This window comes from Mesorhizobium sp. M0833, assembly GCF_040319905.1.
Classification (GTDB): Bacteria; Pseudomonadota; Alphaproteobacteria; order Rhizobiales; family Rhizobiaceae; genus Mesorhizobium.
In genome coordinates, this window is the sequence record NZ_JAMYOQ010000016.1 from 108,817 (window position 1) to 133,068 (window position 24,252).

The following is a 24,252-nucleotide window of genomic DNA, read 5'->3' on the forward strand; positions in this document are numbered from 1 at the left end:
AAAATGGGAGAACGGAAATGAAAGTGACAACCACCAAACGACTGGAACGGCTCAACGAACGCTATGCCGATGGCGACATCAGCCGGCGATCATTCCTGACGCTGACGGCCGCCGCTGCCGCCGCCACCGGGCTTTCCATGCCCTGGATGGGACGGGCGCTGGCCGCGGTTTCGGAAGTGCGCTTCGACGGATGGGGCGGCGTGGTGCAGGAAGCGATCGATAAGTACGCGTTCCAGCCCTACACCGCCAAGTCCAAGGTCAAGGTCGTCCAGGGCACCTTCGGCGACGAGAACGAGATCATCACCAAGATCAAGACGTCGAAGCCGGGCGACTTCCAGATCGTCCATTCTTCCGGCGTCAACTACTACATCAAATACGTCAATGGCGGTTTCAATTCGGAGATCAACGAGGCGAACATCCCGAACATGGCGAATGTGCTGACCGCCATGATCGAGCCGTTCCGCAAGATCACGCCGAAGCTGTCGGCAGTGCCATATGATTACGGCACCACTGGCATCGCCTACAACAACAGGGTCATTTCGCCGGATGAAGCAAAGGAAAAGGGCGCCAACCTGCTTACCGACAAGAAATATGCCGGCAAGATCGGCGGCTACGCCGATATGACGACGCGCGTCTGGTATGCGGCGCTGCAGACGAAACAGGATCCCAACAACATCCAGGACATGGATGCCATCTGGGCCAAGGTTCGCGAGACCCGCGACCTGGCCAAGAAGTTCTGGAGTTCCGGCGCGGAACTGATGGACCTCCTGTCGCGAAACGAGATCGTCGTCACCGACGCCTGGTCAGGACGTGTCGCCGCCCTGCAGCAGCAGGGCCAGCCGATCGGCTATCTCGACCCTGCCGGCTCATACGCATGGATGGAGGATATGCTGGTGCTCAAGGGTTCGCCGATGGCCGAATGCGAGGAACTGATCAACTTCATGCTGGATCCGGCAACGTCGATCGCCGTCGCCGAGGGCCAGAACTATCCGCCATCGCTTGACCCGACCAAGGTGAAGCTGACCGACAAGATCGCGGCACTTCCGGCCTTCGACCCGACCGGATCGATGAAGTCGCTGACCTTCGCCGATCCGCTCTACTGGGCGAAGAACGAGGACGCCTGGACCAAGCAATGGGACAGGGTGTCGAAAGGTGCATGACGACAACAGCCACGACCAGCAGCCCCGGCCGGCTTCGGCCGGGGCCGCTGCCGACCCGCTTGCCCAAGGCGAGAGGCAACCGACAGGAAAGCCTGCGGTCGAGTTCCGCGACATCGATATTTTTTACGGCAAGTTCGCCGCTGTGCGCGATTTTTCACTGGCGATCCGCAAAGGTAGTTTCGTCACCTTGCTCGGGCCGTCCGGCTGCGGCAAGACGACAATCCTGCGATCGATCGCGGGCCTGGTCGACATCTCCAGCGGCCAGATCTCGATCGGCGGAAAGCGGGTCGACGATATCCCGATCTACAAGCGCAACATTGGTCTGGTGTTCCAGAACTACGCGCTCTTTCCGCACAAGAACGTCTTCGACAACGTCGCATTCGGCCTGAAATATCGAAACGTGCCGAAACCGGAAATCGTGCGCCGGGTCAAGAAGGCGCTGGATATGGTGCGGCTGCCCGGCAGTGAGACAAAGCTGCCATCACAGCTCTCTGGCGGCCAGCAGCAACGCATCGCACTGGCCCGCGCCATCGTCTTCGAGCCGGAAGTGCTGCTGCTGGACGAGCCCTTGTCGGCACTCGACGCCAACATGCGCGAGGACATGCGCGTCGAGATCAAGAAAATCCAGAGGGAGACGGGCATCACCGCTATCTTCGTGACGCACGACCAGGAAGAAGCTTTGTCGATGTCCGACTACATCGTCGTCATGAATGCCGGCCTGATCGAGCAGATCGGCTCCCCCGCGCAGGTCTATGACCAGCCGGCCACCGCATTCGTTGCCAATTTCCTTGGCAAGGCCAACATGCTGCCCGGCAGCGTGACTGTGATGGACGGCAAGATGGCGACGATCGCGCTGGCCAGCGGCCATGTCGTAAAGGCGGCCGCGCCGAAGGCGCTCGCGACCGGCAGCGCGGTCACCGTCGTCGTTCGCCCGCAGAAGCTTACCGTCGGTACCGTCGGTGCTGCCAACAGGCTGGCGGGACGGATAGTCTCGACCTCCTATCTGGGCGGCAATGCGGTCTACGAGATCGACATCGGCGCCGGCACGCTGGTGCGCGCCAACACGCTGATCGACGGCCAGCCGCTGCGTGAAGGCGAAATGGTCGATGTCTGCTTCGATCCTCTGAGCTGCGTGCTTCTCGACGCGCAAGGCTTACGCATCGCGTAGCGAGGCAGAACTGAGCCGTTCAGTCTTTCGCGTCACCCTTTGGCCCGAGAAATCGCGCATAGACCTCACCGAGAATACCGCGCCGGAAAACCAGCACGCAGACCATGAAGGTCAGGCCGGTGGCGATGGTCACCGGAAAACTCGAGGTGGCGAGTGTGTTTTCCAGGCCGACGACCAGACTGGCCCCGATGATCGGCCCGACCATGGTGCCGATGCCGCCGAGGAGCGTCATCAGGATCACCTCGCCCGACATCTGCCAGGTGACGTCGGTGAGCGTGGCAAACTGAAAAACGATCGCCTTGAGCGCGCCGGCCAGCCCGGCCAATGTCGCCGACATGACGAAAGCCGCCAGCTTGTAGTTGGCGACGGAATAGCCCAGCGAAATGGCCCGGCTGTCGTTTTCCCGGATGGAACGCAGGATCATGCCGAAAGGCGAGTTGATGATGCGCCAGATGGCGAACACGCCGATGAGGAAGACTGCCAGCACGAAATAATAGATGTTGATCGAGACGTTCAGGTCGAGCATTCCAAGCAGCCTGCCACGCGGCACGCCCTGGATGCCGTCCTCACCTCCGGTGAACGGTGCCTGCACGCAGAAGAAGAAGAACATCTGCGACAGCGCCAGCGTGATCATGGCGAAATAGATGCCTTGCCGGCGGATGGCAAAGAAGCCCATCACAAGGCCGAGCAGCGCGGCACCCAGGACGCCGAGCAGGATGCCGGCTTCCGGCGGCCAGCCCAAGACCTTGACCGCGTATGCGGTGAAATAGGCCGCCCCGCCGAAGAACGTCGCATGGCCGAAGGACAACAGGCCGGTGTAGCCGAGCAGAAGGTTGAACGCGCAGGCAAACAGCGCAAAGCACAGCATCTTCATCAGGAAGATCGGATAGACGAAGAAAGGCGCCGCCAGCAGCGCCAGGATGCCGAGCCCGACCAGCGCCCATTCAAGCCGTGCGGAATTCTTGGCACGCGTCTCGCGAAGTGTCAGTTCGGCCATCTCAGGCATCCCTTCCGAACAGGCCGGCTGGCCGGACCAGAAGCACGATCGCCATGATGACGAAGACCACCAGATTGGAGGCTTCGGGATAGAAAACCTTGGTCAAGCCTTCGGCGAGGCCAAGCATGTAACCGGTGACGATCGCCCCAAGGATCGATCCCATGCCGCCGACCACGACAACGGCGAAAACGACGATGATGAGGTCAGATCCCATCAGCGGGCTCACCTGATAGATCGGCGCGGCTAGAACCCCCGCAAGCCCGGCAAGAGCGGCGCCAAGGCCGTAGGTGAGGGTCAGCAGCAACGGCACGTTGACGCCGAAAGCCTGCACCAGGCCGGGGTTCTCCGTTGCCGCGCGCAGATAGGAGCCCAGCCTGGTCTTCTCGATCAGCGCCCAAGTGCCGAAACAGACGATCATCGAGGCAACAACCACCCAGCCGCGATAATTGGGCAGGAACATGAAGCCGAGATTGGTGCCGCCGGACAGCAGCGGCGGCACGGAATAAGGACTTCCCGATACGCCATAGTAGTAACGGAATACCCCTTCGAGCACGAGCGCGAGGCCAAAGGTGAAAAGCAGCCCGTAGAGCGGGTCGATGTCGCAAAGCCTCGACAGCGCCAGGCGCTCGACCACGACGCCGAAGCCGCCGACGATCAGCGGCGACAGGATCAGAGCCGGCCAGTAGCCGATGCCGAACCTGGTGAGAAGCAGATAGCCGATGAAGGCGCCGAGCATATAGAGCGCGCCGTGAGCGAAATTGATGACGCGCAACAGGCCGAATATGACAGCAAGGCCCAGGCTCAACATTGCGTAGAACGAGCCGTTGATGAGGCCGACCAGCAATTGGCCGAGGAATGCCTGAACGGGTATTCCGAAGATCATCGTCATGGCGCCATCATACACCCAGCACTTCATGCAGCAGCGTCATGCGATCCGGCAGTTCGCCGACCGGAAAGGCCGCCACGACCTTGCCGTGCTCCATCAGGTAGAAACGGTCGGTGACGCGGCTGGCAAAGCGGAAATTCTGCTCGACCAGCAGGATCGTCATACCGCGCTTTTTCATCGTCGCCAGCAGATCGCCGATGCGCTGCACGATGACCGGAGCCAGGCCCTCGGTCGGCTCATCGAGAAGCAGCATTTTCACGCCGGTTCTGAGCATGCGCGCGATCGCCAGCATCTGCTGCTCGCCGCCCGAGAGCCTGGTGCCGGGGCTGTTGCGGCGCTCCTTCAGATTGGGGAAAAGATCGAATATTTCCTCCACGCTCATGCCGCCTTCGGCGACGATCGGGGGCAGCACCAGATTCTCGTCCACGGTCAGCGTCGCGAAGATGCCGCGTTCCTCCGGCACCAGGCCGATGCCTTGATGCGCGGTCCGGTGCAATGGCAGGCGCATCAGATCCTTGCCGTCGAAAAAAATCTGGCCGGTCCGCTGGCGGATCAGCCCGATGATGGCGCGCAATGTCGTGGTCTTGCCGACGCCGTTGCGGCCCAGCAACGTCACAGTTTCACCTGGAAAGACCTCCAGATCGACACCGTGCAGCGCATGGCTCTCGCCATACCAGGCGTTGAGGTCGCGGACTGCAAGAAGCGGCGCGGCGTCAGTCATCGGCGGTGCCCATATAGGCGATCCTCACCCGCTCGTCGCGGCTGACCGTGGCGTAGTCGCCGGCGGCAAGGATTTCGCCGCGCTGCATGACGGTTATCCAGTCGCAAAGATCGGCCACCACTGTCAGATTGTGCTCGACCATCAGCACGGCGCGATCCCTGGCCACCGAGCGGATGATGTCGGAAACCGTACGCACGTCCTCATGCCCCATGCCGGCCATCGGCTCGTCGAGCAGCAGCACTTTCGGCTCGAGCGCCAGCGTCGTGGCGATCTCGAGCACACGTTTCCTGCCATAGGAGAGATCGGCGGCGGGCCTGTTCTTGGCATCGTCGAGACCGACAGACCGCAAAAGCTCCTCGGCGCGCGGCGTCAATCTATCGAGCGCCGACAGCGAGCGCCAGAACTGAACGCTGAGCCCGCCCGGTCGCTGCAATGCAACGCGCACATTGTCGAGCACGCTGAGATGCGGAAACACTGCCGATATCTGGAACGAGCGCACCAGGCCCATCCGCGCGACTTTGGCCGGCGAGGTGCGGGTGATGTCGTGGCCGAGCAGTTCGATCCTGCCGCTGGTCGGCGGCAGGAACTTGGTGAGCAGGTTGAACACGGTGGTCTTGCCGGCGCCGTTGGGTCCGATCAGCGCGTGGATATTGCCGTGGTAGACGTCGAGATCGACATTCCTGACAGCAACGAAGCCGGCGAAGTCGCGCCGCAAACCGCGGGCGGAAAGCACTACCTGCGGCCGATCCGGTTCAGGCGGCGCCATCGGTCCGCCAATCACTCGCCGGCCGTGGGACAGCCGCTCTCTTTGGCGCTCAGGAACGCCTCGTTACCGGGGATCGTGGCGAGGGGTTTGTAATAGTCCCACTCCTTGGTGCTCTCACTCGGCGACTTGACCTGATAAAGATACATGTCGTGAACCATGTTGCCGTCGGGCTGCACTTTGCCGTTCGCCGTAAAGACGTCGTTCACCGGCATCGAATGCAATTCCTTGGCGACCGCCTCGGTTCCATCGGTGCCGGCTTTGTCGATCGCCTTCAAATACTGTGTCACGGCTGAATAGGTGGCGGCCTGGATCATATTCGGCATGCGGTTGGTGCGCTTGAAGAACCGCTGGGCGAACTCGCGGCTCTTGTCGTCGCGATCCCAGTAGAAGCCTTCGGTCAGCACCACGCCTTGCGCCGCCTCGAGACCGAGCCCATGCACCTCGGCCAGCGTGAAGAGAAGCGCTGCAAGGCGCTGACCGCCCTGCACGATACCGAATTCGGCCGCTTGCTTGATCGAGTTGGAGGTGTCGAGGCCGGCATTCGCCAGGCCGATGACCTTGGCGCCCGACGATTGCGCCTGCAGCAGGAAGGATGAATAGTCGGTCGAGCCGAGCGGGTAACGCACCTCGCCAACCACCTTGCCGCCATGGCTCTCGACGAACTTTGCGGTCTGCTCCTTCAGCGAATAGCCGAATGCATAATCGACAGTGACGAAGAACCAGCTGTCGCCGCCTTGCTGGACGAGAGCGCCACCGGTCCCCACTGCCTGCGAATGCGTGTCGTAGGCCCAGTGGAAGCCATAGGGCGAGCACTGTTTACCGGTTAGCTCGGTGGTCGCGGCGCCGGTGACGATATCAATTTTCTTCTTTTCCTTGGAAATCCCTTGGACGGCGAGCGCCACCGAGGAGGTGGTGAGTTCCATGATGGAATCGACCTGTTCGGTGTCATACCACTGCCGCGCAATGTTGGAGGCGATGTCCGGCTTGTTCTGGTGGTCGGCGCTGACGATCTCGACCGGCGCCCCTTGCACCTTGCCGCCGAAATCCTCGACCGCCATCTTGGCGGCCTCAACCGACCACTTGCCGCCGAAATCGGCATAGACGCCCGACTGGTCGTTGAGAATGCCGATCTTGACCTTGCCGTCGGAAATCTCGGCGGCTGCGGCAGGCATCGCAGTCACTGCCAGAAGCGCGGCCGAGACCAGGTACGATATCTTCATTGGTGACTTCCTCCCTAGTGGTCGACAACCGAGCAACATGTCGGCGGCTGCCTGCTGCGACACGAAGAGTGGCCTCCCACATTCCATCCTCTCCGGCGCAAAATCACGCAGCGCTGTACGGCCGCCGTCCTCAAATCGTAGCATCGCTCGGCAACGCGAGAACAGTTACTTTAGTATTAGGCATCCGCGATGCCCGGCCGCCGAAGCGCAACATAGCGCCGGATCGTGCGGCGTCCAGATCGGCCTCTATTCTCGCCGAAGCAACAATTACGGCTGACGGTCCGGATATCGTTGAACGAGAATTCCCCTCGTCAACCGTCGGCTGGATGATGGCACGCGACCAGGCGGCCCTCGCCAATGCTTTGGAGAAGCGGGCGCTCGCTGCGGCAGATCGGGGTGGCAGCTGGGCAACGGGCGTGGAACCGGCACCCCGAGGGTGGGTTCATCGGGCTGGGCAGGTCACCCTTGAGCACCAGCCGGCCGCGCCGCGCCCGGTCGATGCCGGGTATCGGCACGGCGGAACGCAGCGCCGCGGTGTAATGGTCGCCCGGACATTTGCGGCAATCGAGGAAGATCCGACCGTCTATCACACCATGAACGGTCCCAATGAGTTCCACGTCATCGGCACGATGCGGGACTGGACCATCGTCGACCGCCTGCATCGGATCGAGACGCCGACCCTGGTTTTCCGCGGCTTCTACGACGAAGCGACCGAGGCCTGCGTCCAGCCCTTTCTGGATCTTATTCCCTACGTCGAAGGCCTGGTCTTCCCGAATTCCAGCCACATGCCGCATGTCGAGGAAAAGCACGACGGCCTCACCGCCGTCGGGCGCTTCCTGGCCAAACACGATTGACGTTCCAGCATCCGGCCTTCTGCTCCAACGGATCGTCGACACGGCGCAGTGGTCATGAAGGCCGGCATGGCCCGAATCAGCCTGCCTTCACCTGTACTGGCTTCCCGTCGCTGAAAAATCTGACGGATACGGAGTGGGAGGGACCCCCGGCGCCGGTGGGTATGGAAACTATCGCCTCCAAGTTTCGCAAAACACGTTGCAACCGAATTGATTAGCCGTCGTTAAAGTGCGGGTGATCTAGCGGGGCATGGGGAGGCTTTCATGCAGACGTATCTCGTCGAGCGTATGGACGGCGACGATGTTATATCGGTGCGCGTTGTCAACGCGCCGAGTCCGTTCAGAGCCGCAGCTATGATGACGGGCGGGCGTATTACCTTCCGAACGTGGGAAAAGGATTGGATTCGCGTGACCGACGAAAATCGGGGACAGATCTATGCATATTGTTTCGTCCCCGGCAGCTATTCCGACACCGAAGCATCGCCTGTATCGCCCGGGAGAAACACAGAATAGGCAATATGCCTGCGTAGCGGAAATTCCGTCTTCAACCCGCCTTGGTCTTCGATCCCGCCTTGGCATGTGTCCAGCAGGTGTTGCCAACTTGGCACAAACGCCAGTGCTTGCCGTGTCATGCGCACCACGGCAGCCAGCGAGCTCGGCATGATTGGCTCGGTCCGCGGCTTGCGAAACAGGCGAAGGGCATCATCAGAATGATCGATGAAAAGATCGGGGCGGGGGGCGATAAGTGACCCTAATCTTAGCGTAGGCAACTCATGTCTTCGGCATATTTGGGATCAGAAGTCGCGGATCAGGATCTAGCGGTGGATTGTCAGACAACGACCTCCGATAATTGGTCAAGTGTCCCACAATACGCACTGGATCAGGGTGGTCCCGTACTGCGCCTATTTCAAAGATTGGGTGCCGATTTCACCAACATTGCGGCCTTCGAGCACCTGAGAAATATCGTCCGTCAGTACCCCGACAAGCTTGCGATCAGCGACGGCGCCAATCGTCTGACCTATTCCCAGCTTCTCCGGTCAGTCGAGACGCTGTCCTGCCAGATCGCGGCGGCCGTCCCAGATGGACAGGCGATAGGGATTCTTCAGGCCAACTCAGCCTGGTATCCCATCGCCATGCTGGCAAGCATGGCGGCTGGGCGCCCTTCGGTGCCGCTCAACGCACGAGATCCTGGTTCGCGGATTCTTGAAATCGTGGCCGGGGCGCGACTCTCAGCTATTCTGGGCGAGGGCAATGTCCGACCCGACGGTTTGCCTCACCGGGTCAGTTGGATCGATGTGTCGACCAGTGCGGCCTCGCAGGGTGGGCAAGTGCCTCAGTCTTATTCCGCCTCGGTCGATGCGCCCGCCATCGTGCTTTATACGTCAGGAAGCACGGGCCGGCCCAAAGGCATCGTTAACAGCCAGCGCAGCTTGCTGTGCCGGGTCCAGCAATATGTCGATGCATGCCACATAAACTCGGATGATGTTTTCCTGCCATTGACCGGACCCGCCACAATCGCCGGGTGCCGGGAGATTCTTGCGGCTCTCCTCACCGGCGCCACCTTGCATCTGGTCGAAGTCGAAGCGGTCGGCTTGCGCGCCGTGCAACGTCTGGTGCGATCCGCGGGCGTGACAATCACCTATCTGGTGCCGGCACTGCTTCGCGCGCTCATGGCAGACGGACCTGCGGAAGCGTTTCATTCACTCAGAGTCGCTCGGATCGGTGGCGAGAAGGTGCCGTGGAGCGACATCGCCCTGCTGCGCAAGGCCGTCTCCGATACGTGCCTCATCCAGATCGGTTACTCGTCGACCGAGACCACGGGCTCGCAATGGTTCCTGCCGCGAGACTGGCCGGAGCATGGAGATTCGGTTCCAGTTGGCTGGCTACTGCCTGGCATCACCTTTGCAATTGTCGACAAAGCGGGCCGCCGCGTTCAACCGGGCCACCGCGGAGAGCTTCTGATCAGGAGCCCCTATGTCTTGCTTGGCCATTGGGAGGACGGGGCGGTTGTGCAGGCAACATCAGACCCGGACGATCCAAGCCTTCGGATTTTTGCGACGGGTGACCTCGTTCGACTTGATGACCAAGGCCTACTGCACATCGTCGGTCGCAAGGGGCGCCAGGTAAAGATCAATGGTCGACGCGTCGAGCCAGCCGAACTCGAACGGGTGCTGCGTTGCGCACCCTCTGTTGCGGATGCTGTGGCAATCGTGGCTGCGGCGAATGAGCTTGTCGCCTTTGTTGTTCCTCGGCGCTCGGCCGAAGCGGCCTTTTCAGACGAGCTTCGCCAGCTTGTCAGGTCCAATCTGCCGCCACCGCTGCGTCCCCTGCGGTTGCACACGATCGCCGAGATGCCGCGTCTGCCGAGCGGCAAAGTCGACATCACGACACTTGCAGACATGGATCTTTCAGCCAGAGAGACGGCAGCGATCGAGCGTCCGCTCGAGCCGCGAGGCAAGCTGACGGCGCAGCAGGTCGTCCAGCGGGCATGGACCAGCATTCTTAATACGCGGGTGGCGGCAGGGCGCTGGGATGACGCCGGAGGAGATTCACTGAAGCTGCTGCACTGCGTCATGGAAATCGAAAGCGCTATCGGGCAGGAACTCGGTCTTGAGGCCTTCACCGTCGGGATGAGCCTGGACGAAATGGTCAAGGCGGTCGTGTCTGCACAGGCAGGCGACCAAAGCGCGCGCGCCGAGAAGCACGACCCTCCCATTCTTTTTCTGTTCCCGGGGTCGGTCGGCTATGGCCCGAGCCTTGCTGCCTTTGCAGCAGCGATGGGCAAGGTCACCCGCGTTGCCCCGATCAGGTATCCGGCCCTGGCTCTGATACTGCGCGGGCAAAACAGCCTCGCCGACATGGCCGATGCCGCCGTCGAGCAGATCCGCCGCACTCAACCTTCGGGTAACATACGACTTCTTGGCCATTCGCTCGGCGGGGCTGTTGCTTTCGAAGTTGCGGCGCGGCTGCTGGCCGCGGGGCGAACTGTAAAGTTCCTCGGCATCCTCGACACCAGCCTCATCGGCGAGCGAAGCGCCTACTTGGAGACGTTTACGCGCACATTCAATCGAATCCGGACCAACCGCGTATCCGCTTCCCGGATGGCTTGCCGCGCCCTCGCGAAAGTCGCCGTGAAAATGCGGCGAGAGGCGCAACTGGTCCGGTTTCTCGATCGCTACGCTCAGGGACAATTCAATGCGACGAGCTTTAGAACCAAACTGGAACTGCAGGAGGTTTTGCGGGCACGGGCTTTCTTCCAGTGGCTGACAGAGCCGAAGCCGGCGCTGCCGATCACCGGCACCCTGTTTCGCTGTGCTCGACCCGGAATGACTCTGGCCATCGGCTGGGATCGCGTTTTCGCCCATCTGGACGTGATTCCGATCGTCGGCACCCATATCGACCTGGTCATAGAGCCTCACCTCGCCACCAACCGTCCCCTTATCGAGAAAGCGGTGGCGCAAACCTATTCGCCAACCGAGTCTCGCAAACTGGAGTACAAGCCATCGACCTGATCTCAACATTCGGCAAAGACGCCCTGGTGCTCGACGCTGGCGCGGAAGTCGATCGCATCGTCCAGATCTTGCGCCAGCAGGTCTTTGGCACCCTGCGACGTCGAGGGGTGGTTGTCGGCCTCTCAGGCGGCATCGACAGCTCAGTCGTCGCGGCGTTGTGTGTTCGCGCCTTTGGAAAAGACAAGGTCCTCGGGATATTCATGCCGGAGCGCCATTCCTCCGGCGACTCGCTAAGGCTCGGCCGCACCGTCGCCGCGCAGCTTGGTATCGATACGGTCCTGGAGGATATAACGCCGGCCCTCGAAGCGATCGGCGCCTACAGACGACAGACCGAAGCAATCAAGACTGTCGTTCCCGAATATGGGGACGGCTGGAAATGCAAGCTGGTGCTCGCCTCGGTTCTCGAGAGCAACGGTCTCAACATCACGCGCCTCACGGTTCAGGATCCCGAGGGCAGGACCGACACGGTGCGTCTGCCGTCGGCAGCCTATCTGCAGATCGTCGCGGCAACCAATTACAAGCAGCGCCTGCGCAAGATGACCGAATACTACCATGCCGACCGCCTCAACTACGCGGTGGCGGGCACGCCGAACCGCCTGGAGTACGACCAGGGCTTCTTCGTCAAGCAAGGCGACGGAATTGCCGACCTGATGCCAATCGTCCACCTCTACAAGACCCAGGTCTATCAATTGGCCGAATATCTTGGAGTGGAGGAAGAGGTCCGGCGAAGACCGCCCACCACGGACACCTTCTCGATGCCGCAGAGTCAGGAGGAGTTCTACTTCGCGCTGCCTTATTATTTGATGGATCTGTGCCTCTACGGCTTGAACCACGGGATAGCCAACGAAGAGGTCGCTGAGGCAACCGGCCTCACCGTGGCGCAGGTCCAGAAAGTCTTCAAGGATATCGACAGCAAGCGGCGCGCCGCACGTTATCTTCACGCGCGGCCGTTGGTGTCCTCTTCAATGGGCGAGGGCTAGGCGATGTGCGGCATCGCCGGAATTGTGTCGCTGAGCGGCGCCGCGGCTCCCCCTTCCCGGGATGCGCTGATGCGCATGGTGGGCGCGCTGGCGCATCGCGGCCCGGACGAGCGTGGCCTCTACCGGGACAGACGTGCGGGATTGGCGCATGCCCGCCTATCCGTCATCGATCTCGCGAGCGGCCAGCAGCCACTCGCCGGCGCGGGCGACACGATGTGGATCGTCTTCAACGGCGAAATCTTCAATTACGTCGAGCTGCGACAAGACCTGGTCGCGCTCGGTTATCGCTTCCGCACACGCAGCGACACCGAGGTCATCGTCCATGCCTATCATGCCTGGGGCGAGGCCGCCTTCGAGCGAATGAATGGGCAGTGGGCAGTCGCCATCTGGGACTCCGTGGCTGGTCGTCTCGTCCTGTCTCGGGATCGGTTCGGCATCTGCCCGCTGCACTTTTGCGAGCATGGCGGACGGCTTTACTTCGCCAGCGAGGTGAAGGCCATTTTCGCGGCCGATGCCGACATACCCCGCGCGTTCGATCCAGCCGGCATCGATCAGACTTTTACTCTTTGGACTGTCGCGCCGCCACAAGGCGTGTTTGGAGGAGTAAGCGAACTCACGCCTGGGCATGTCCGCATTTATGACCGCGGCGTCGTTCGCGAGCGGGCTTTTTGGAAGCCTGCCTATCCAGAGGTTGACGGGCCTGGCGATGATGAATTCAGCGGCTCGCTTGATGACGCGGTGGAGGAAGTGCGCAGCGCCCTGGAGGCCGCGACGGCGCTCAGGATAGTACGCGCCGACGTGCCGGTTGGCTGCTATTTGTCCGGCGGGCTCGACAGCTCACTGGTCGCCACGCTGGGGAGACGCTTCGCGGGCGAGCGCTTCCAGACTTTCTCGCTGCGTTTTGCCGACGCCGAATATGATGAGACGCATTTCCAGCGCCTGGTTGCCGGCGTGGCCGGCAGCGACCATCATGAGGTGGTTGTTTCGCGCAGCGATATCGCTGGCATCTTCCCTGAGGTGATCTACCATGCCGAGCGGCCAATCCTAAGAACCGCGCCGGCGCCGCTGTTCCTGCTCTCGAGACTGGTGCGCCAGCATGGCATCAAGGTCGTGCTGACCGGCGAAGGGGCCGACGAAATGTTCGCCGGCTACGATTTGTTCCGCGAAGGCAAGGTCCGCCGCTTCTGGGGACGCCAGCCCGCCTCGAAGCGACGCTCCCGTTTGCTGGAGCGCCTCTATCCTTATCTCAGCCGCTCGCCGGTACAGCAGCAAGCGATGGCACGCCAGTTCTTCGGGCGCGACATCCACGCCTGTGACGCGCCTGGTTTTGCGCATGGCACGCGCTGGCGTACCACAAGCGCCATCAAGCGGCTGTTTTCGGCAGACATGCGCGCCCAAACGGAGCGCCATAACGCCGTGTCCGAGCTGCTTGCCCGCCTGCCGTCGGAGTTTTCGCGATGGGGCTCTCTTGCGCAGGACCAGTATATCGAGATCCAGACGCTGATGTCGGGCTACCTGCTGTCCTCACAAGGGGACAGGATGCTCATGGCTCATTCCGTCGAGGGGCGCTTCCCGTTCCTCGACCATGAACTCGTGAGGCTCGCGAATTCGCTTCCGGCCGCCTACAAGCTGCGCGTGCTCGACGAAAAGCATGTGCTGAAACGTGTGGCGCAACCGATCGTGCCCTCGGAAATCGTCACCCGCAAGAAACAGCCTTACCGGGCCCCCAACGCGCTTTGCTTCGTCGCAGATGGCGCTCCGGCCTACATTCGCGAAGCACTTTCGGAGGCGGCGCTGCGCGAAGCGAACGTCTTCGATCCCAAATCGGTTACCCGGCTCCTGAGCAAGTGCCAAGCCAGCGCCGGCGGCGGCGACCTGTCCAACTCCGACAATATGGCGCTGGTCGGAGTGCTGTCGACACAGCTTCTCCATCGGCAATTTATCGCGAGCCGTCCAAGTGGGGCTCGCACGCTCAAGCTCAGCATCGATATCGACCGCGAGCATCGTGAAGAGGTGCTCGCATGATGCATGGCGCCGTACCCCTCCTGCACGACTATCTCACCAACTCTGCCAGCCGGTTCGGCGCCAAGGTGGCCCTGGTGTGCGGCAATCAACGTGTCACCTATGGCGATCTCGACATGCGCTCGAACGCCGTAGCGCACCATTTGACCGAGGCTGGAATTGCGCGTGGCGATCGAGTGGTGATCTTCGCCGACAACACTGTCGAGGCCGTCGTCGCTTTCTGGGCGGTGCTCAAGGCCAACGCCGTGGTGTGCATCGTCAATCCGCTCACCAAAAGTGACAAGCTCGATTATTTGCTCAACGACTGCCGCCCGACGGCACTGATCACCGACAAACACCTGCACTCGATTTTCAGGGACCCGGCGCGGAATTGCCCATCGTTGCGCCGCATGATCGTCTCCGGGCCGATCGAACGCAACGACTTGCAAGAACTGCCGCATGCTGTGCGCTGGGATACTGCGGTCGCGGCAGCCCGCAGCACGCCGCCCGCGCGCCGCTGCATCGACATCGATCTCGCTGCGATCATTTATACGTCCGGCTCGACGGGCGAGCCCAAGGGCGTGATGCTGACGCATCGAAACATGATCGCCGCATGCGCCTCGATTTCCTCATACCTGGCGCTTGCCGAAGACGAGGTGATCCTCAATGTCCTGCCGCTCGCCTTCGACTACGGTCTTTACCAGATGATCATGGCGTTCGGCGCGGGCGCCCGGCTGGTGCTTGAGCGTTCGTTCGCCTTCCCGGCGCAGATCCTTGGGCTGATCAAGCAAGAAAGGGTGACGGGCTTTCCCGGCGTACCGACCATCTTTGCCGCACTCGGGGAGCTCAAGTCTCTGAGGGATCAGGATTTTTCGAGCATTCGCTATGTCACCAACACTGCGGCCGCCCTGCCGCTCAAGCACATTCTCCTGCTGCAGGAGCTGTTTTCTGGCGCCCGTATCTATTCGATGTACGGCCTTACCGAATGCAAGCGCTGCACCTACCTGCCGCCGGACGATCTTGAGCGAAAGCCGTTGAGCGTCGGGATCGCCATCCCCAACACGGAAATGTGGATTGTCGACGAGCATGACAGGCGGGTCGGACCCGGCGTCGTTGGTCAGCTCGTCATCCGCGGAGCGACGGTGATGAAGGGCTATTGGGGCAAGCCGGAGGCGACAGCCAGAAAGCTCAAACCCGGACCGCTGCCGGGTGAGCAGGTCCTGTACACCGGCGACTACTGCCGGATGGACGCCGAGGGCTATCTCTACTTTGTCGGTCGCGGCGACGAGATCATAAAATCGCGCGGAGAGAAGATAGCGCCGAAGGAGGTGGAAAACGCGTTGATGAACATTGCCGGCGTACGGGAAGCCGCGGTCATCGGCGTTCCGGACGAGCTGCTCGGGCAAGCAGTGAAGGCGTTTGTCGTGATGGAGAAGGGAAGCATGCTCGGCGAAAAGCAGTTGCAGAAAGAGTGCCAGAGACGGCTGGAAAACTTCATGGTTCCGAAGTCCATCGTCATCGTACCCAGTCTGCCGATGACCGACACGGGCAAACTCAAAAAAACGGCCCTGTCATGAGTCGGCACCAGAGCGAAGTTGATCAGCATTCATCTTTTGTACCGGAGGCGAAATCAATGTTATCTACCAAGGATAGAACCGATACCTTCAGTGAACAAATTCGCGCTTTCCTGGCCTCGAATTTCTATATAGCCGATCCGGACAGCCTGGAGAGCGACACCTCGCTTCTCGACCAGGGCATCGTGGACTCGACGGGGGTGCTCGAGGTTATCGGCTTCATCGAGGAGACCTTCGGCATCACGGTCGAAGACAGCGAGCTGCTGCCCGAGAACCTCGATTCCATCCAGGGAATTGCGCGATACGTTATGCGCAAGAGAAACTGATTGCCGAAAGCCCGCAGCTCTGTTTCAAATCCCCGGCTGTTTTAAGCCGCGACAGCGCGTCTGAAGCCTGCCGCGACTGTGGCGCTTATGCCTGCGCCTTTGTATGTGCCACAACCACCCGGCCCTCGCCGGCTGGATTGGTGACTGACCGGATACTCTCATAGACCTTGGAACGCTCGAGCAAACTCATGACCTGCCGGTCCTGGCCAAGGCCGACCTCGAAAAGCAGGATGCCTCCGCGCCGCAAATAACGCGGCGCCTCCTTCAGCACCCGCATGTGGATGCTCAGGCCGTAGGGGCCGGCTGCGAATGCTTCACGCGGCTCGAGTTCGACCAGGTGCGAACGGTCGCCCTCGAGCCGTTTTTCCGAAATGTAGGGCGGGTTGCAAACGACCACATCGATCGTGCCGTCAAGCTCCAGGCCGGAGAAGGCGCTGAACAAGTCGCCCTGAAGCACCGTTACCCGCTCCTCCAAATCAAGATGGATGACGTTGCGGCGCGCGACCTGCACGCATCCGTCGGTAAGATCGCTTGCCCACACGCGCGCGGTGGGGGCGTGGTGCGCGATGGCGCACGCCAGATTGCCCGCCCCACAGCACATGTCGACAACGCGAGGTACCGGCAAGTTCAGTTGGCTCAGAACATCGAGAGCGGCGTTGCCGAGCAGTTCCGTTTCCGGTCGAGGAACAAGCGCACCGGGCGAGACGAGCAGCTGCAGTCCCATGAAGGTGCTGCGGCCCCTGCCATAGGCATCGGCGACATTGATCTCTTCGCTCACGACACTCGCCTCCCGTTTTACCCGGCGTTGGTGGCCGACAATGGCGCACCGATAAAGTGTATCTTAAAACCGCTTAACTCTCGATCGACAAAATCAAAACCCAATCCCGCCTCAGACGCTTTGAAGCCCTGATGCTACAAAGATGACCATAAGCTTCTGCGCCGTGTCATGATTAGGAATATCTCCTTACTCGAGCCGGTTATCCCCAGGCTGGCGAGCCAGTTGCCGAATTCTCAGCCTGGCGTCACGATTTTGCTACATTTTAATCAAAGAAGGCACATATGTAAGCAATTCGTAATGTTCCAGCAGCGGGGCGGAGCTGCTGCTTCCCGGAAGGTTAAAGTTTGTCCCTCATCGAAAGAATCGACGAGATTGCGCGGCAATTTCGCGTCAACGAGCGCGCATCATGAAGTCGACCAAAGAGCGCTCGCTCGATCTACGCTCCGCAATGTTCGGCTGTGTGCACGGCCTCGTCGGCGTAGGCGTTTTCTCCGCATTGATAAATATCCTCGCCTTGACCGGCTCCGTCTACATGCTCCAGGTCTACGACCGCGTGCTGCCTTCGCAGAGCGTGCCGACTCTTGTCGGATTTACCGTCGGGATGCTGGGACTTTACGCGGCCTATGGGCTCCTCGATTTCGTGAGGCTTCGCCTGTTGGTCCGCATCGGCAGCCGCCTGCATAAAAATCTGCAGCAAAAGGCGTTTGCAGCCTCGCTTTCCCTGCCCCTCGTCGCCGGGCCGGATGCGAACCGGATACACCCGCTTCGTGATCTGGACCAGCTACGTGGCTTTCTTTCCGGGCTGGGGCCGACGGTCTTATTCGATGCTCCCTGGATACCATTTTATATGGTGGTCATCTATCTGCTGCACCCCGCCCTTGGCGTGCTGGCAACGCTCGGTGCATGCGCCGTTGTTTTTTTGACGGTGGTTGCCGAGATCATCGGCCGCAAACCTGCGGCTCGTGCATCTGAAACACTCGTCGCGCAGCGGCTGCTGGCCGATTCCGGCCGCCGCAATGCAGAGGTCGTTCAGGCGATGGGCCTGTCTGCTCCGCTTAGCCGGCGCTGGAACGAGGTCAGTCATCTTTATCTGAAGAACCAGGAACGGCTTTCGGACGTCGTCGGCGCAGCGAGCTCACTGTCGAAGACGCTCCGAATGGCCTTGCAATCATGTGTGCTGGGGCTTGGTGCCTACCTTGTGATCGGGGGCGAGGCCTCGCCCGGCGTGATCATAGCATCGTCCATTTTGCTGGGCCGCTCACTAGCGCCGGTCGATGTGGCCATCGCAAACTGGAGAGGGTTTCTGGCAACCCGCAAGAGCTATTCCGAGCTGGCGGCAGCGCTGGATGCCTTTGCCAGCCAGCAAGAGACAATGGAACTGCCGCGCCCGAAGGCGGAGCTTGCGGTCGAAGATTTGACTGTCGCGCCACCAAGCCTGCAGAAGCCAACCATCTTCAATGTAAGCTTCCGCTTGGCAAGAGGCGCAGGGTTGGCGGTCGTCGGCCCGAGCGGCTCCGGCAAGACCACGCTCGTGCGCGCTTTGGTCGGGGCGTGGAAGCCGCTTCGTGGCACGGTAAGATTGGACGGCGCCTCGCTCGATCAGTGGAACTCAGAACTGCTCGGCATTCATATTGGCTACCTGCCACAGGACGTTGAGCTGTTCGACGGGACGATCGCCGATAACATTTCGAGGTTCGGTGGCAAAAGCGACGCAAAAGGCGTGCTGGCAGCTGCCAAGGCTGCGGGCGTGGACAAGATGATCATGCGTCTTCCGCAGGGTTTTCAAACACGCATCGGAGAAGGCGGCGCGGCCCTTTCGGCTGGGCAGAGGCAGCTCGTCGGGCTTGCCAGGGCACTTTACGGCGATCCCTTCCTCGTCGTTCTTGACGAACCAAATTCCAATCTGGACGCAGACGGCGATGCTGCTTTGGCCGGCGCAATCCTGGCTGTGCGTCAGCGCGGCGGTATCGTGATCGTCGTTGCGCATCGCCCCTCCGCTCTCGTCAACATCGATCAGGTACTCGTCCTGTCGAACGGGATGCTCCATTCGTTCGGCTCGCGCGAAGACGTTCTGGCAAATGTGGTCCGGCCCTTCCCGCGTCCGGACAAGCCAAACATTGTCGTTCCGCTGCAGCACGGTGCAAGCGGGCATGCGTGAGGTATTGCTTAGTGTCTAACGTGACCATGTCGTCATATGCTGCGGTTGGCGGCGAAGGCCGGCCGACCGGGGCGAAGCCGGAGTCGGATGGCATCCGAGCCAATCTACTCTGGAGTAATCTGGTCCGGAGCCTGGCAACAAATTGTCATTCCGCCGCGCAAAGGTGCGGCCGAGCATATGCGAGGTATCGCTCCACTGTTACCGTGTCGTCATACGTCGCCGCCGGTGGCGAGAGCCGTTCGTTGGGGACGAAGCCAGATCCGGATGGCATTCGGGCCAATCTGCTCCTGGGCCTGGCAACCAGCTTGCTGTTGGTCTTTGGCGGAGGGCTCTGGTTGGGATTGACCAAGATTGCCGGCGCGGTGATTGCGCCTGCGACTGTGGTGGTCGAAAGCAACATAAAAAAAGTGCAGCATCAAACCGGCGGCACCATCGGCGGAATCTTCGCGCAGGACGGCGATCATGTGAAGGCCGGCGACGTGTTGGTCAGGCTGGACAACACCTTGACCCGAGCAAACCTGCAGATAATTACCGAGGACCTCAATCGCGCCACCATTCGTCTGGCCCGACTGGAGGCCGAGCGCCAGGGTCTGCCGGAAATGCAGATCCCGCCCGACCTTCGCGCTCAAATGGGTGACCCGCAAGTGGCGGCACTTGTCAGTGGCGAGCGTGCCTTGTTTGAAAGCCGTGCTGCGGCGCTGGCTGGCCAGAAAGCACAATTGCAAAGCCGCGCGAAGCAGCTGGAACGTCAGATCGATGGCCTCAAATCCCAGCAGTCTGCGACCGACGAGTCTCTGGATCTGCTGACCAAGAACCTTGCAGATGTCGAATCTCTCTACGCAAAGAAGTTGGTGTCCAAGGAGAGGTTGAGCAATGTCAGCCTGGAGAAGACCCGGACTCGCGGCGAATCGGGACGCCTTGTCGCGGCGATAGCGGAGGTACAGGCTCACATCAGTGAAACGGACCTGCAGGTGCTTCAGCTCGACGAACAAATGCGGAGCGACGTGACCAACGAACTTCGCGAAACGGAAGCCAAGCAGACCGAACTCAGTGAGCGCAAGGTGGTGGCCGAAGACGAACTCGGCAGGACAGACATTCGTGCCCCGCAGTCGGGCACGGTACAAGAATCCTCGGTCCACACCGTCGGAGGCGTAATTGGTGCCGGAGAGGTGCTCATGATGATTGTGCCCGATTCCGACAACCTTGTTGTCGACGCTTCCATTCCTCCGTCGCGTATCGATGAGATTCATCCCGGACAGCAGGTGTCGATCCGCTTTCCGGCGTTCGACGCCGGCACCACACCTGCTTGCGAAGGCTCGGTCAAGCGCGTCTCAGCAGATCTGATCAAGGATCAGCAACACCAGCTTTCCTATTTTTCGGCTCGCATCGACGTCGAGAATGAAGCGACCTGCCTGACTGGAGAGAAAATACTCAAACCCGGCATGCCCGCCGAAGTCCACATAAGAACCGACGAGCGCAGTGTCTGGTCCTACTTGATGAAGCCTCTTACCGACCAGTTCTCCAGGGCCTTCAGGCAGTAAGGGGGCTGCCACACTCTCAACCGGCAGCCCGGCGGGTTCATCGGGTCGCCGCGTTTTCGAGAGCGCTGCTGAACCTGACCTCGATCGTGTCTCCCGGCATGACCTCGGTGTCTTCTTGGACAAGCTGTTTCCGCCATTCTTCGCCGAGCTTGCGAACGATCGTGACCTCGGCCTGGATCCTTTCGCCGGCAACCGGCAACGGCAGGGCGGCCGCTCCCGAGGGCTGCAACTTCTGGCTGGCGGCGCGAAGTCTTGCGCTGACGTCGGCAAGGCGCACGTTGGTATCCTTCAGCTCGGTCAGCAGACCGATCCTTCTTTGGTTGTCATTGCGTTCGCGCTGTCTGGCAAAATCGTCCTGCTGACGTCGTGCTCTCATAAGTTCAACCGAGGTTTCGAGTGCCCGGCTGGAAGAGAGCACCAAAGCGCGCCGGACGTCGGCGAGCCGGGTATTGGTTAGATTTCCCGACTCAAACGCTTTCCTTACGCGCGCCAGTTCGTCTTCGTCCGCCTTCACCCCATCCGCTTCGGCCCGCTCGCGCTCGAGCAAGGTCTCGGTTTGTGCTGCAGCATCCTTGCCACTTTTATCGAGAAAGCTCTGCTCTTTCTGGAAATTGTCCAACGAGAGCTTCAGCCCTTCTGCTTCGGCCTGCGCGATCGCCGACGCAAAACCTGCCGACAAGGGCGACCCTTGTGGTGGCTGCATGTCGAAAGTCGACTTACCCTGAAGTTCGGCGCGGAGACGGGCGCTGTGAAAATAGTCTCTCGTGTATTCCCCCCAAAGCGACTCATAATCGCGCCGCAGATCCACCGGATCGGGGCCAACCTGGTTTGCCCGGGACCGCAAAAGGCTGAAGCCACCTGACACGGCAATCGCCTGCCGCACGGTCATCAGCGGGCGATAGGCCTGCTGTCCGGGAGTGAGCACGTCGCCAGTCACATAGATCGGCCTGTACTCTGCAACCACGGCGGTCACGTCTGTCGGCTTGATGACGATCATTTGCTCCCGCCCGTCAGGCAGCCGCTGGTGGAATATCTTGGTTGGCAAGATCGTCTGCATGCGTGTCTGCAGTTCGGCCGGAGTCAGGCCGCCAACCGAAACCATCCCGACTTCGGGAAGCGCGATCGTGCCGTCCATCTGGACCACCGCACGTTGCGTTCGCTCAGAGATGGAGGCAATTCCTATCTCGACGGTATCGCCGGCGGAAAGTCGATAAGGAACCCGTGCTTCCGCCGCAGCGGCCGTTTCCATCGCGGCTAGCATGCCGAGCACGACAAGAAGGATTCGATTAACGAGGACCATTGGCGGCAATCTCCTTCTGGTTCGACCGCGACTCTTCCGGCCAATCGAGACGGGTGATGAATTCGTAGACTGGCCCGCCAGGCACGCCCCAGTTGCTCGACCAGATCACCTGTGAGCCGTCGGGGGACGGCGAGGCATGGGTTTCGCTCCAATAGTCGGACGGGACGTTGTGGGTTTGCGTGACTCGTCGAACCTCACCGCTGCCGTCGAGGCGCAGCGCGATCACCTCTCGCGCATATGGCGCCCAGTCGCGATTGGCAGATATCTCATCGGGATTGCCGCCATAGCTCACGAACACCCAGCCGCTCCTGTCCAGTGCCCGCGCGGACGCATGCTCCGCTTCGCCAAATTTCATAAGCGAGGTGACCTTCCCGTCAATCAGTCTCCTTTTGATGACGTGATATTTGTCAGGGTCGGATTTGCTGATGCCCACGAAAACTTCGCTACCGTCATCATCGACCGTCATATCGCCATGGCCGGGCCGATGATGGTCCGTCCACCTCTGCCGCAACGTCCCGTCGACGGAGAAAATAGCTCGCTGTTCTGTGTCTTCGTTCACGTTCTGAAAGCACAGGATGTTCGCTCCCAGCGGGGAGATCGAGCAGGCGCTGACCGTTCCGGCAAGCTGGGCAAGATCGATGTCAGGAAATTTCCGGCGCTGCTTGAGATCATAGGCAAAGGCAACCATCGCACCATCCCCACGGATCGCGCGCACTGCTATGCGATCGCCGTCGCGGCTAGGATTGCCTTTGGACGGACCGAACTGAAGATCATGGTAATTCGGCGACACGAACAGCACGTCTTCGCGATTGGTCCGTGGCGCCCAGGTCGAAATTTTCCGGTCCTGAACGCAAATCATCAGATCGGGATTTTGCGGATGCCATTCGCATTCAGCCGATCGAGCGCGACGGAAAAGCGGGACATAGGTGTGCCCGTCGAAAAAGCACATGCCATTGCAGCCGTTGGTGATGACGAGGAGGCTCTGGTCTGAATTCCACGCCTGGGAGCTGGAATAACGGTGGCTGCAAAATTTCTTCTCGCATACGACGCCATTGCCAAGAGCGCCAGGCTTGGTGATGCGCATGAAAACTGTCCCGAAGGCTGGATCCGTCGCGGGTTGGAGATAATCGGGCAGATCCATCATCACTGGCGCGACAAACTGTGTCGGCGCGCTGTCTTGCCGGCCGCTGGCCGTGGACAAATCCAACGACAAGGCAGCCGCAATCAACAGCGGAGCCAACCCACGCGGGCGAAAGGTCATGTCATGTAGCCCATTTCGTGTCGCACCCGGCCTTCGCTGAGGCGCCCTTGCCACCATCCGATGGTCCGCTCCAAGCCTTCGCGCAGGCTGGTCTGGGCGCGCCATCCAGTCTTGCTTTCGAGGAGCGAAGAATCGGCCAGCAAGGCACGCACCTCGGAATTCTGCGGCCGCAGCCGGCGCTCGTCGCGGTGAATTGGTTTCTTGCAGCCACTCAACTCGATCACCAGATCCAATATGTCCGAGATCGTCACAGCGCGCTGGCTTCCGGCGTTGTAGGCATGGCCAAATTCGAGCTCGGCCGAACCTGCGGTCAAAAACGCCGCCGCGGTGTCTTCCACGAAAGTAAGGTCGCGGATCGGGCTTGTGTCTCCCACCATGATCGCAGGGCATTTTTTATCGAGAGCCTGACGTATGATGGTCGGTACGATGGCCCGCTCACTTTGGCGTGGGCCGTACGTATTGAAGGGCCGCATGATAACCACGGGAATGTCGAACGATCTGGCGTAGGACTCCGCCATCATGTCCGCACCGATCTTGGATGCCGAATACGGTGACTGTCCCTGCAATGGGTGGGACTCGCTGATAGGCATTGTCAGCGCGGTGCCATAAACCTCGCTTGTCGAGGTGTGCACCACACGCTCTGTCTCCCATTGGCGCGCCGCTTCGAGGACGTTGACCGTGCCCAGGATGTTGGTTTCCACATAGGACTGGGCGGCGGCATACGAATACGGGATAGCGATCAGTGCGGCGAGATGAAACACGACCGCCTGGCCGCGCACGATCCGATTAACGAACGCGCTGTCGCGAACATCGCCGCGGATGAGGTTCAACTGGCTTCGTATAGTGTCCGGTAAATCGTCCAGCCAGCCGTGGCTGTCGAAGGAATTGTAGAGAGCCACCGCGGTGACGTCGGCACCGCTGCGGACGAGCGCCTCGGTGAGATGCGAACCGATGAACCCATCGGCACCCGTAACCAGAACTTTCCTGCCCTTGTATGCCATGACCCAAGCGTTCCCCCTATGACGTGAGGCACTGACTTTGCAAATCCACGA

General features: G+C 60.8%; 20 protein-coding genes and 1 pseudogene. 11 read left to right on the forward strand and 10 right to left on the reverse strand.

Annotated elements, in window-relative coordinates; all coding sequences use genetic code 11:
* The first annotated feature begins 17 nt into the window (after nucleotides 1-17).
* Nucleotides 18-1,160, forward strand: a complete 1,143-nt coding sequence (locus NKH98_RS19280) for an extracellular solute-binding protein (protein ID WP_352900663.1) — start codon at nucleotides 18-20, stop codon at nucleotides 1,158-1,160.
* On the forward strand, nucleotides 1,153-2,328 hold the full coding sequence (locus NKH98_RS19285; protein ID WP_352900666.1) for an ABC transporter ATP-binding protein: 1,176 nt from the start codon (nucleotides 1,153-1,155) through the stop codon (nucleotides 2,326-2,328). The genes NKH98_RS19280 and NKH98_RS19285 overlap by 8 nt, the downstream gene beginning before the upstream one ends.
* Before the next feature lie 19 nt (nucleotides 2,329-2,347).
* On the opposite strand, the gene NKH98_RS19290 is transcribed toward NKH98_RS19285, so the two are convergent.
* From NKH98_RS19290 to NKH98_RS19315, 6 genes are all read right to left on the reverse strand, one after another.
* Nucleotides 2,348-3,325, reverse strand: coding sequence for a branched-chain amino acid ABC transporter permease (locus NKH98_RS19290; protein ID WP_352900668.1), 978 nt, complete (start codon nucleotides 3,323-3,325; stop codon nucleotides 2,348-2,350).
* A 1-nt stretch (nucleotide 3,326) separates the two neighbouring features.
* Complete coding sequence (locus tag NKH98_RS19295; RefSeq protein WP_352900670.1) at nucleotides 3,327-4,214, reverse strand: branched-chain amino acid ABC transporter permease; 888 nt, start codon at nucleotides 4,212-4,214, stop codon at nucleotides 3,327-3,329.
* Nucleotides 4,215-4,221: 7 nt separating this feature from the next.
* On the reverse strand, nucleotides 4,222-4,932 hold the full coding sequence (locus NKH98_RS19300) for an ABC transporter ATP-binding protein (RefSeq protein ID WP_352475717.1): 711 nt from the start codon (nucleotides 4,930-4,932) through the stop codon (nucleotides 4,222-4,224).
* Nucleotides 4,925-5,698 (reverse strand): ABC transporter ATP-binding protein, encoded by a 774-nt coding sequence (locus tag NKH98_RS19305; RefSeq protein WP_352803010.1) that lies wholly within the window; start codon nucleotides 5,696-5,698, stop codon nucleotides 4,925-4,927. The genes NKH98_RS19300 and NKH98_RS19305 overlap by 8 nt, the downstream gene beginning before the upstream one ends.
* A gap of 11 nt (nucleotides 5,699-5,709) precedes the next feature.
* Nucleotides 5,710-6,918, reverse strand: a complete 1,209-nt coding sequence (locus tag NKH98_RS19310; protein ID WP_352900675.1) for an ABC transporter substrate-binding protein — start codon at nucleotides 6,916-6,918, stop codon at nucleotides 5,710-5,712.
* Between the two features lie 311 nt (nucleotides 6,919-7,229).
* Entirely contained in the window at nucleotides 7,230-7,580 is a 351-nt protein-coding gene (locus NKH98_RS19315) for an oligopeptide/dipeptide ABC transporter ATP-binding protein (RefSeq protein ID WP_352900678.1), read from the reverse strand.
* On the opposite strand from NKH98_RS19315, the pseudogene NKH98_RS19320 reads away from it, so the two are divergent.
* The 7 genes and pseudogenes from NKH98_RS19320 to NKH98_RS19350 form a co-directional block, all read left to right on the forward strand.
* A pseudogene (locus NKH98_RS19320) lies at nucleotides 7,461-7,772 on the forward strand (proline iminopeptidase-family hydrolase); the annotation flags it as partial. The gene NKH98_RS19315 and the pseudogene NKH98_RS19320 sit on opposite strands and share 120 nt — an antisense overlap.
* Before the next feature lie 261 nt (nucleotides 7,773-8,033).
* Complete coding sequence (locus tag NKH98_RS19325) at nucleotides 8,034-8,282, forward strand: hypothetical protein (RefSeq protein ID WP_352803004.1); 249 nt, start codon at nucleotides 8,034-8,036, stop codon at nucleotides 8,280-8,282.
* A gap of 260 nt (nucleotides 8,283-8,542) precedes the next feature.
* The gene (locus NKH98_RS19330; protein WP_502894277.1) at nucleotides 8,543-11,281 is read left to right on the forward strand and encodes an AMP-binding protein; all 2,739 of its coding nucleotides are present in this window, start codon (nucleotides 8,543-8,545) and stop codon (nucleotides 11,279-11,281) included.
* A complete protein-coding gene (nadE, locus tag NKH98_RS19335; RefSeq protein ID WP_352651128.1) occupies nucleotides 11,278-12,261 on the forward strand; it encodes an NAD(+) synthase in 984 nt (327 codons plus the stop codon). Before NKH98_RS19330 ends, nadE begins: the two co-directional genes overlap by 4 nt.
* 3 nt (nucleotides 12,262-12,264) lie before the next feature.
* Nucleotides 12,265-14,286, forward strand: a complete 2,022-nt coding sequence (gene asnB, locus NKH98_RS19340; RefSeq protein ID WP_352900683.1) for an asparagine synthase (glutamine-hydrolyzing) — start codon at nucleotides 12,265-12,267, stop codon at nucleotides 14,284-14,286.
* Nucleotides 14,283-15,839, forward strand: coding sequence for a class I adenylate-forming enzyme family protein (locus tag NKH98_RS19345; protein WP_352737313.1), 1,557 nt, complete (start codon nucleotides 14,283-14,285; stop codon nucleotides 15,837-15,839). The genes asnB and NKH98_RS19345 overlap by 4 nt, the downstream gene beginning before the upstream one ends.
* Before the next feature lie 56 nt (nucleotides 15,840-15,895).
* Entirely contained in the window at nucleotides 15,896-16,162 is a 267-nt protein-coding gene (locus NKH98_RS19350) for an acyl carrier protein (RefSeq protein WP_254819389.1), read from the forward strand.
* An 85-nt stretch (nucleotides 16,163-16,247) separates the two neighbouring features.
* On the opposite strand, the gene NKH98_RS19355 is transcribed toward NKH98_RS19350, so the two are convergent.
* Nucleotides 16,248-16,940 (reverse strand): N5-glutamine methyltransferase family protein, encoded by a 693-nt coding sequence (locus NKH98_RS19355; RefSeq protein WP_352802995.1) that lies wholly within the window; start codon nucleotides 16,938-16,940, stop codon nucleotides 16,248-16,250.
* Between the two features lie 406 nt (nucleotides 16,941-17,346).
* Here NKH98_RS19355 and NKH98_RS19360 point away from each other — a divergent pair, with 406 nt between their 5' ends.
* Both NKH98_RS19360 and NKH98_RS19365 read left to right on the forward strand, forming a co-directional pair.
* Nucleotides 17,347-19,098 (forward strand): type I secretion system permease/ATPase, encoded by a 1,752-nt coding sequence (locus NKH98_RS19360; RefSeq protein WP_352900686.1) that lies wholly within the window; start codon nucleotides 17,347-17,349, stop codon nucleotides 19,096-19,098.
* Nucleotides 19,099-19,340: 242 nt separating this feature from the next.
* Complete coding sequence (locus tag NKH98_RS19365; protein WP_352900689.1) at nucleotides 19,341-20,639, forward strand: HlyD family type I secretion periplasmic adaptor subunit; 1,299 nt, start codon at nucleotides 19,341-19,343, stop codon at nucleotides 20,637-20,639.
* A gap of 37 nt (nucleotides 20,640-20,676) precedes the next feature.
* Here NKH98_RS19365 and NKH98_RS19370 read toward each other — a convergent pair whose 3' ends face one another.
* The 3 genes from NKH98_RS19370 to NKH98_RS19380 are packed head-to-tail and all read right to left on the reverse strand — an operon-like array spanning nucleotide 20,677 to nucleotide 24,201.
* Nucleotides 20,677-21,939, reverse strand: a complete 1,263-nt coding sequence (locus tag NKH98_RS19370; RefSeq protein ID WP_352900716.1) for a polysaccharide biosynthesis/export family protein — start codon at nucleotides 21,937-21,939, stop codon at nucleotides 20,677-20,679.
* Nucleotides 21,926-23,200 carry a hypothetical protein gene (locus NKH98_RS19375; RefSeq protein ID WP_352507235.1) on the reverse strand — a complete coding sequence of 425 codons (1,275 nt, stop codon included), beginning with the start codon at nucleotides 23,198-23,200 and terminating at the stop codon, nucleotides 21,926-21,928. The genes NKH98_RS19370 and NKH98_RS19375 overlap by 14 nt, the downstream gene beginning before the upstream one ends.
* Nucleotides 23,197-24,201: an SDR family NAD(P)-dependent oxidoreductase gene (locus tag NKH98_RS19380; protein WP_352480477.1), complete on the reverse strand. Its 1,005-nt coding sequence runs from the start codon at nucleotides 24,199-24,201 to the stop codon at nucleotides 23,197-23,199. Before NKH98_RS19380 ends, NKH98_RS19375 begins: the two co-directional genes overlap by 4 nt.
* Between the last annotated feature and the right edge of the window lie 51 nt (nucleotides 24,202-24,252).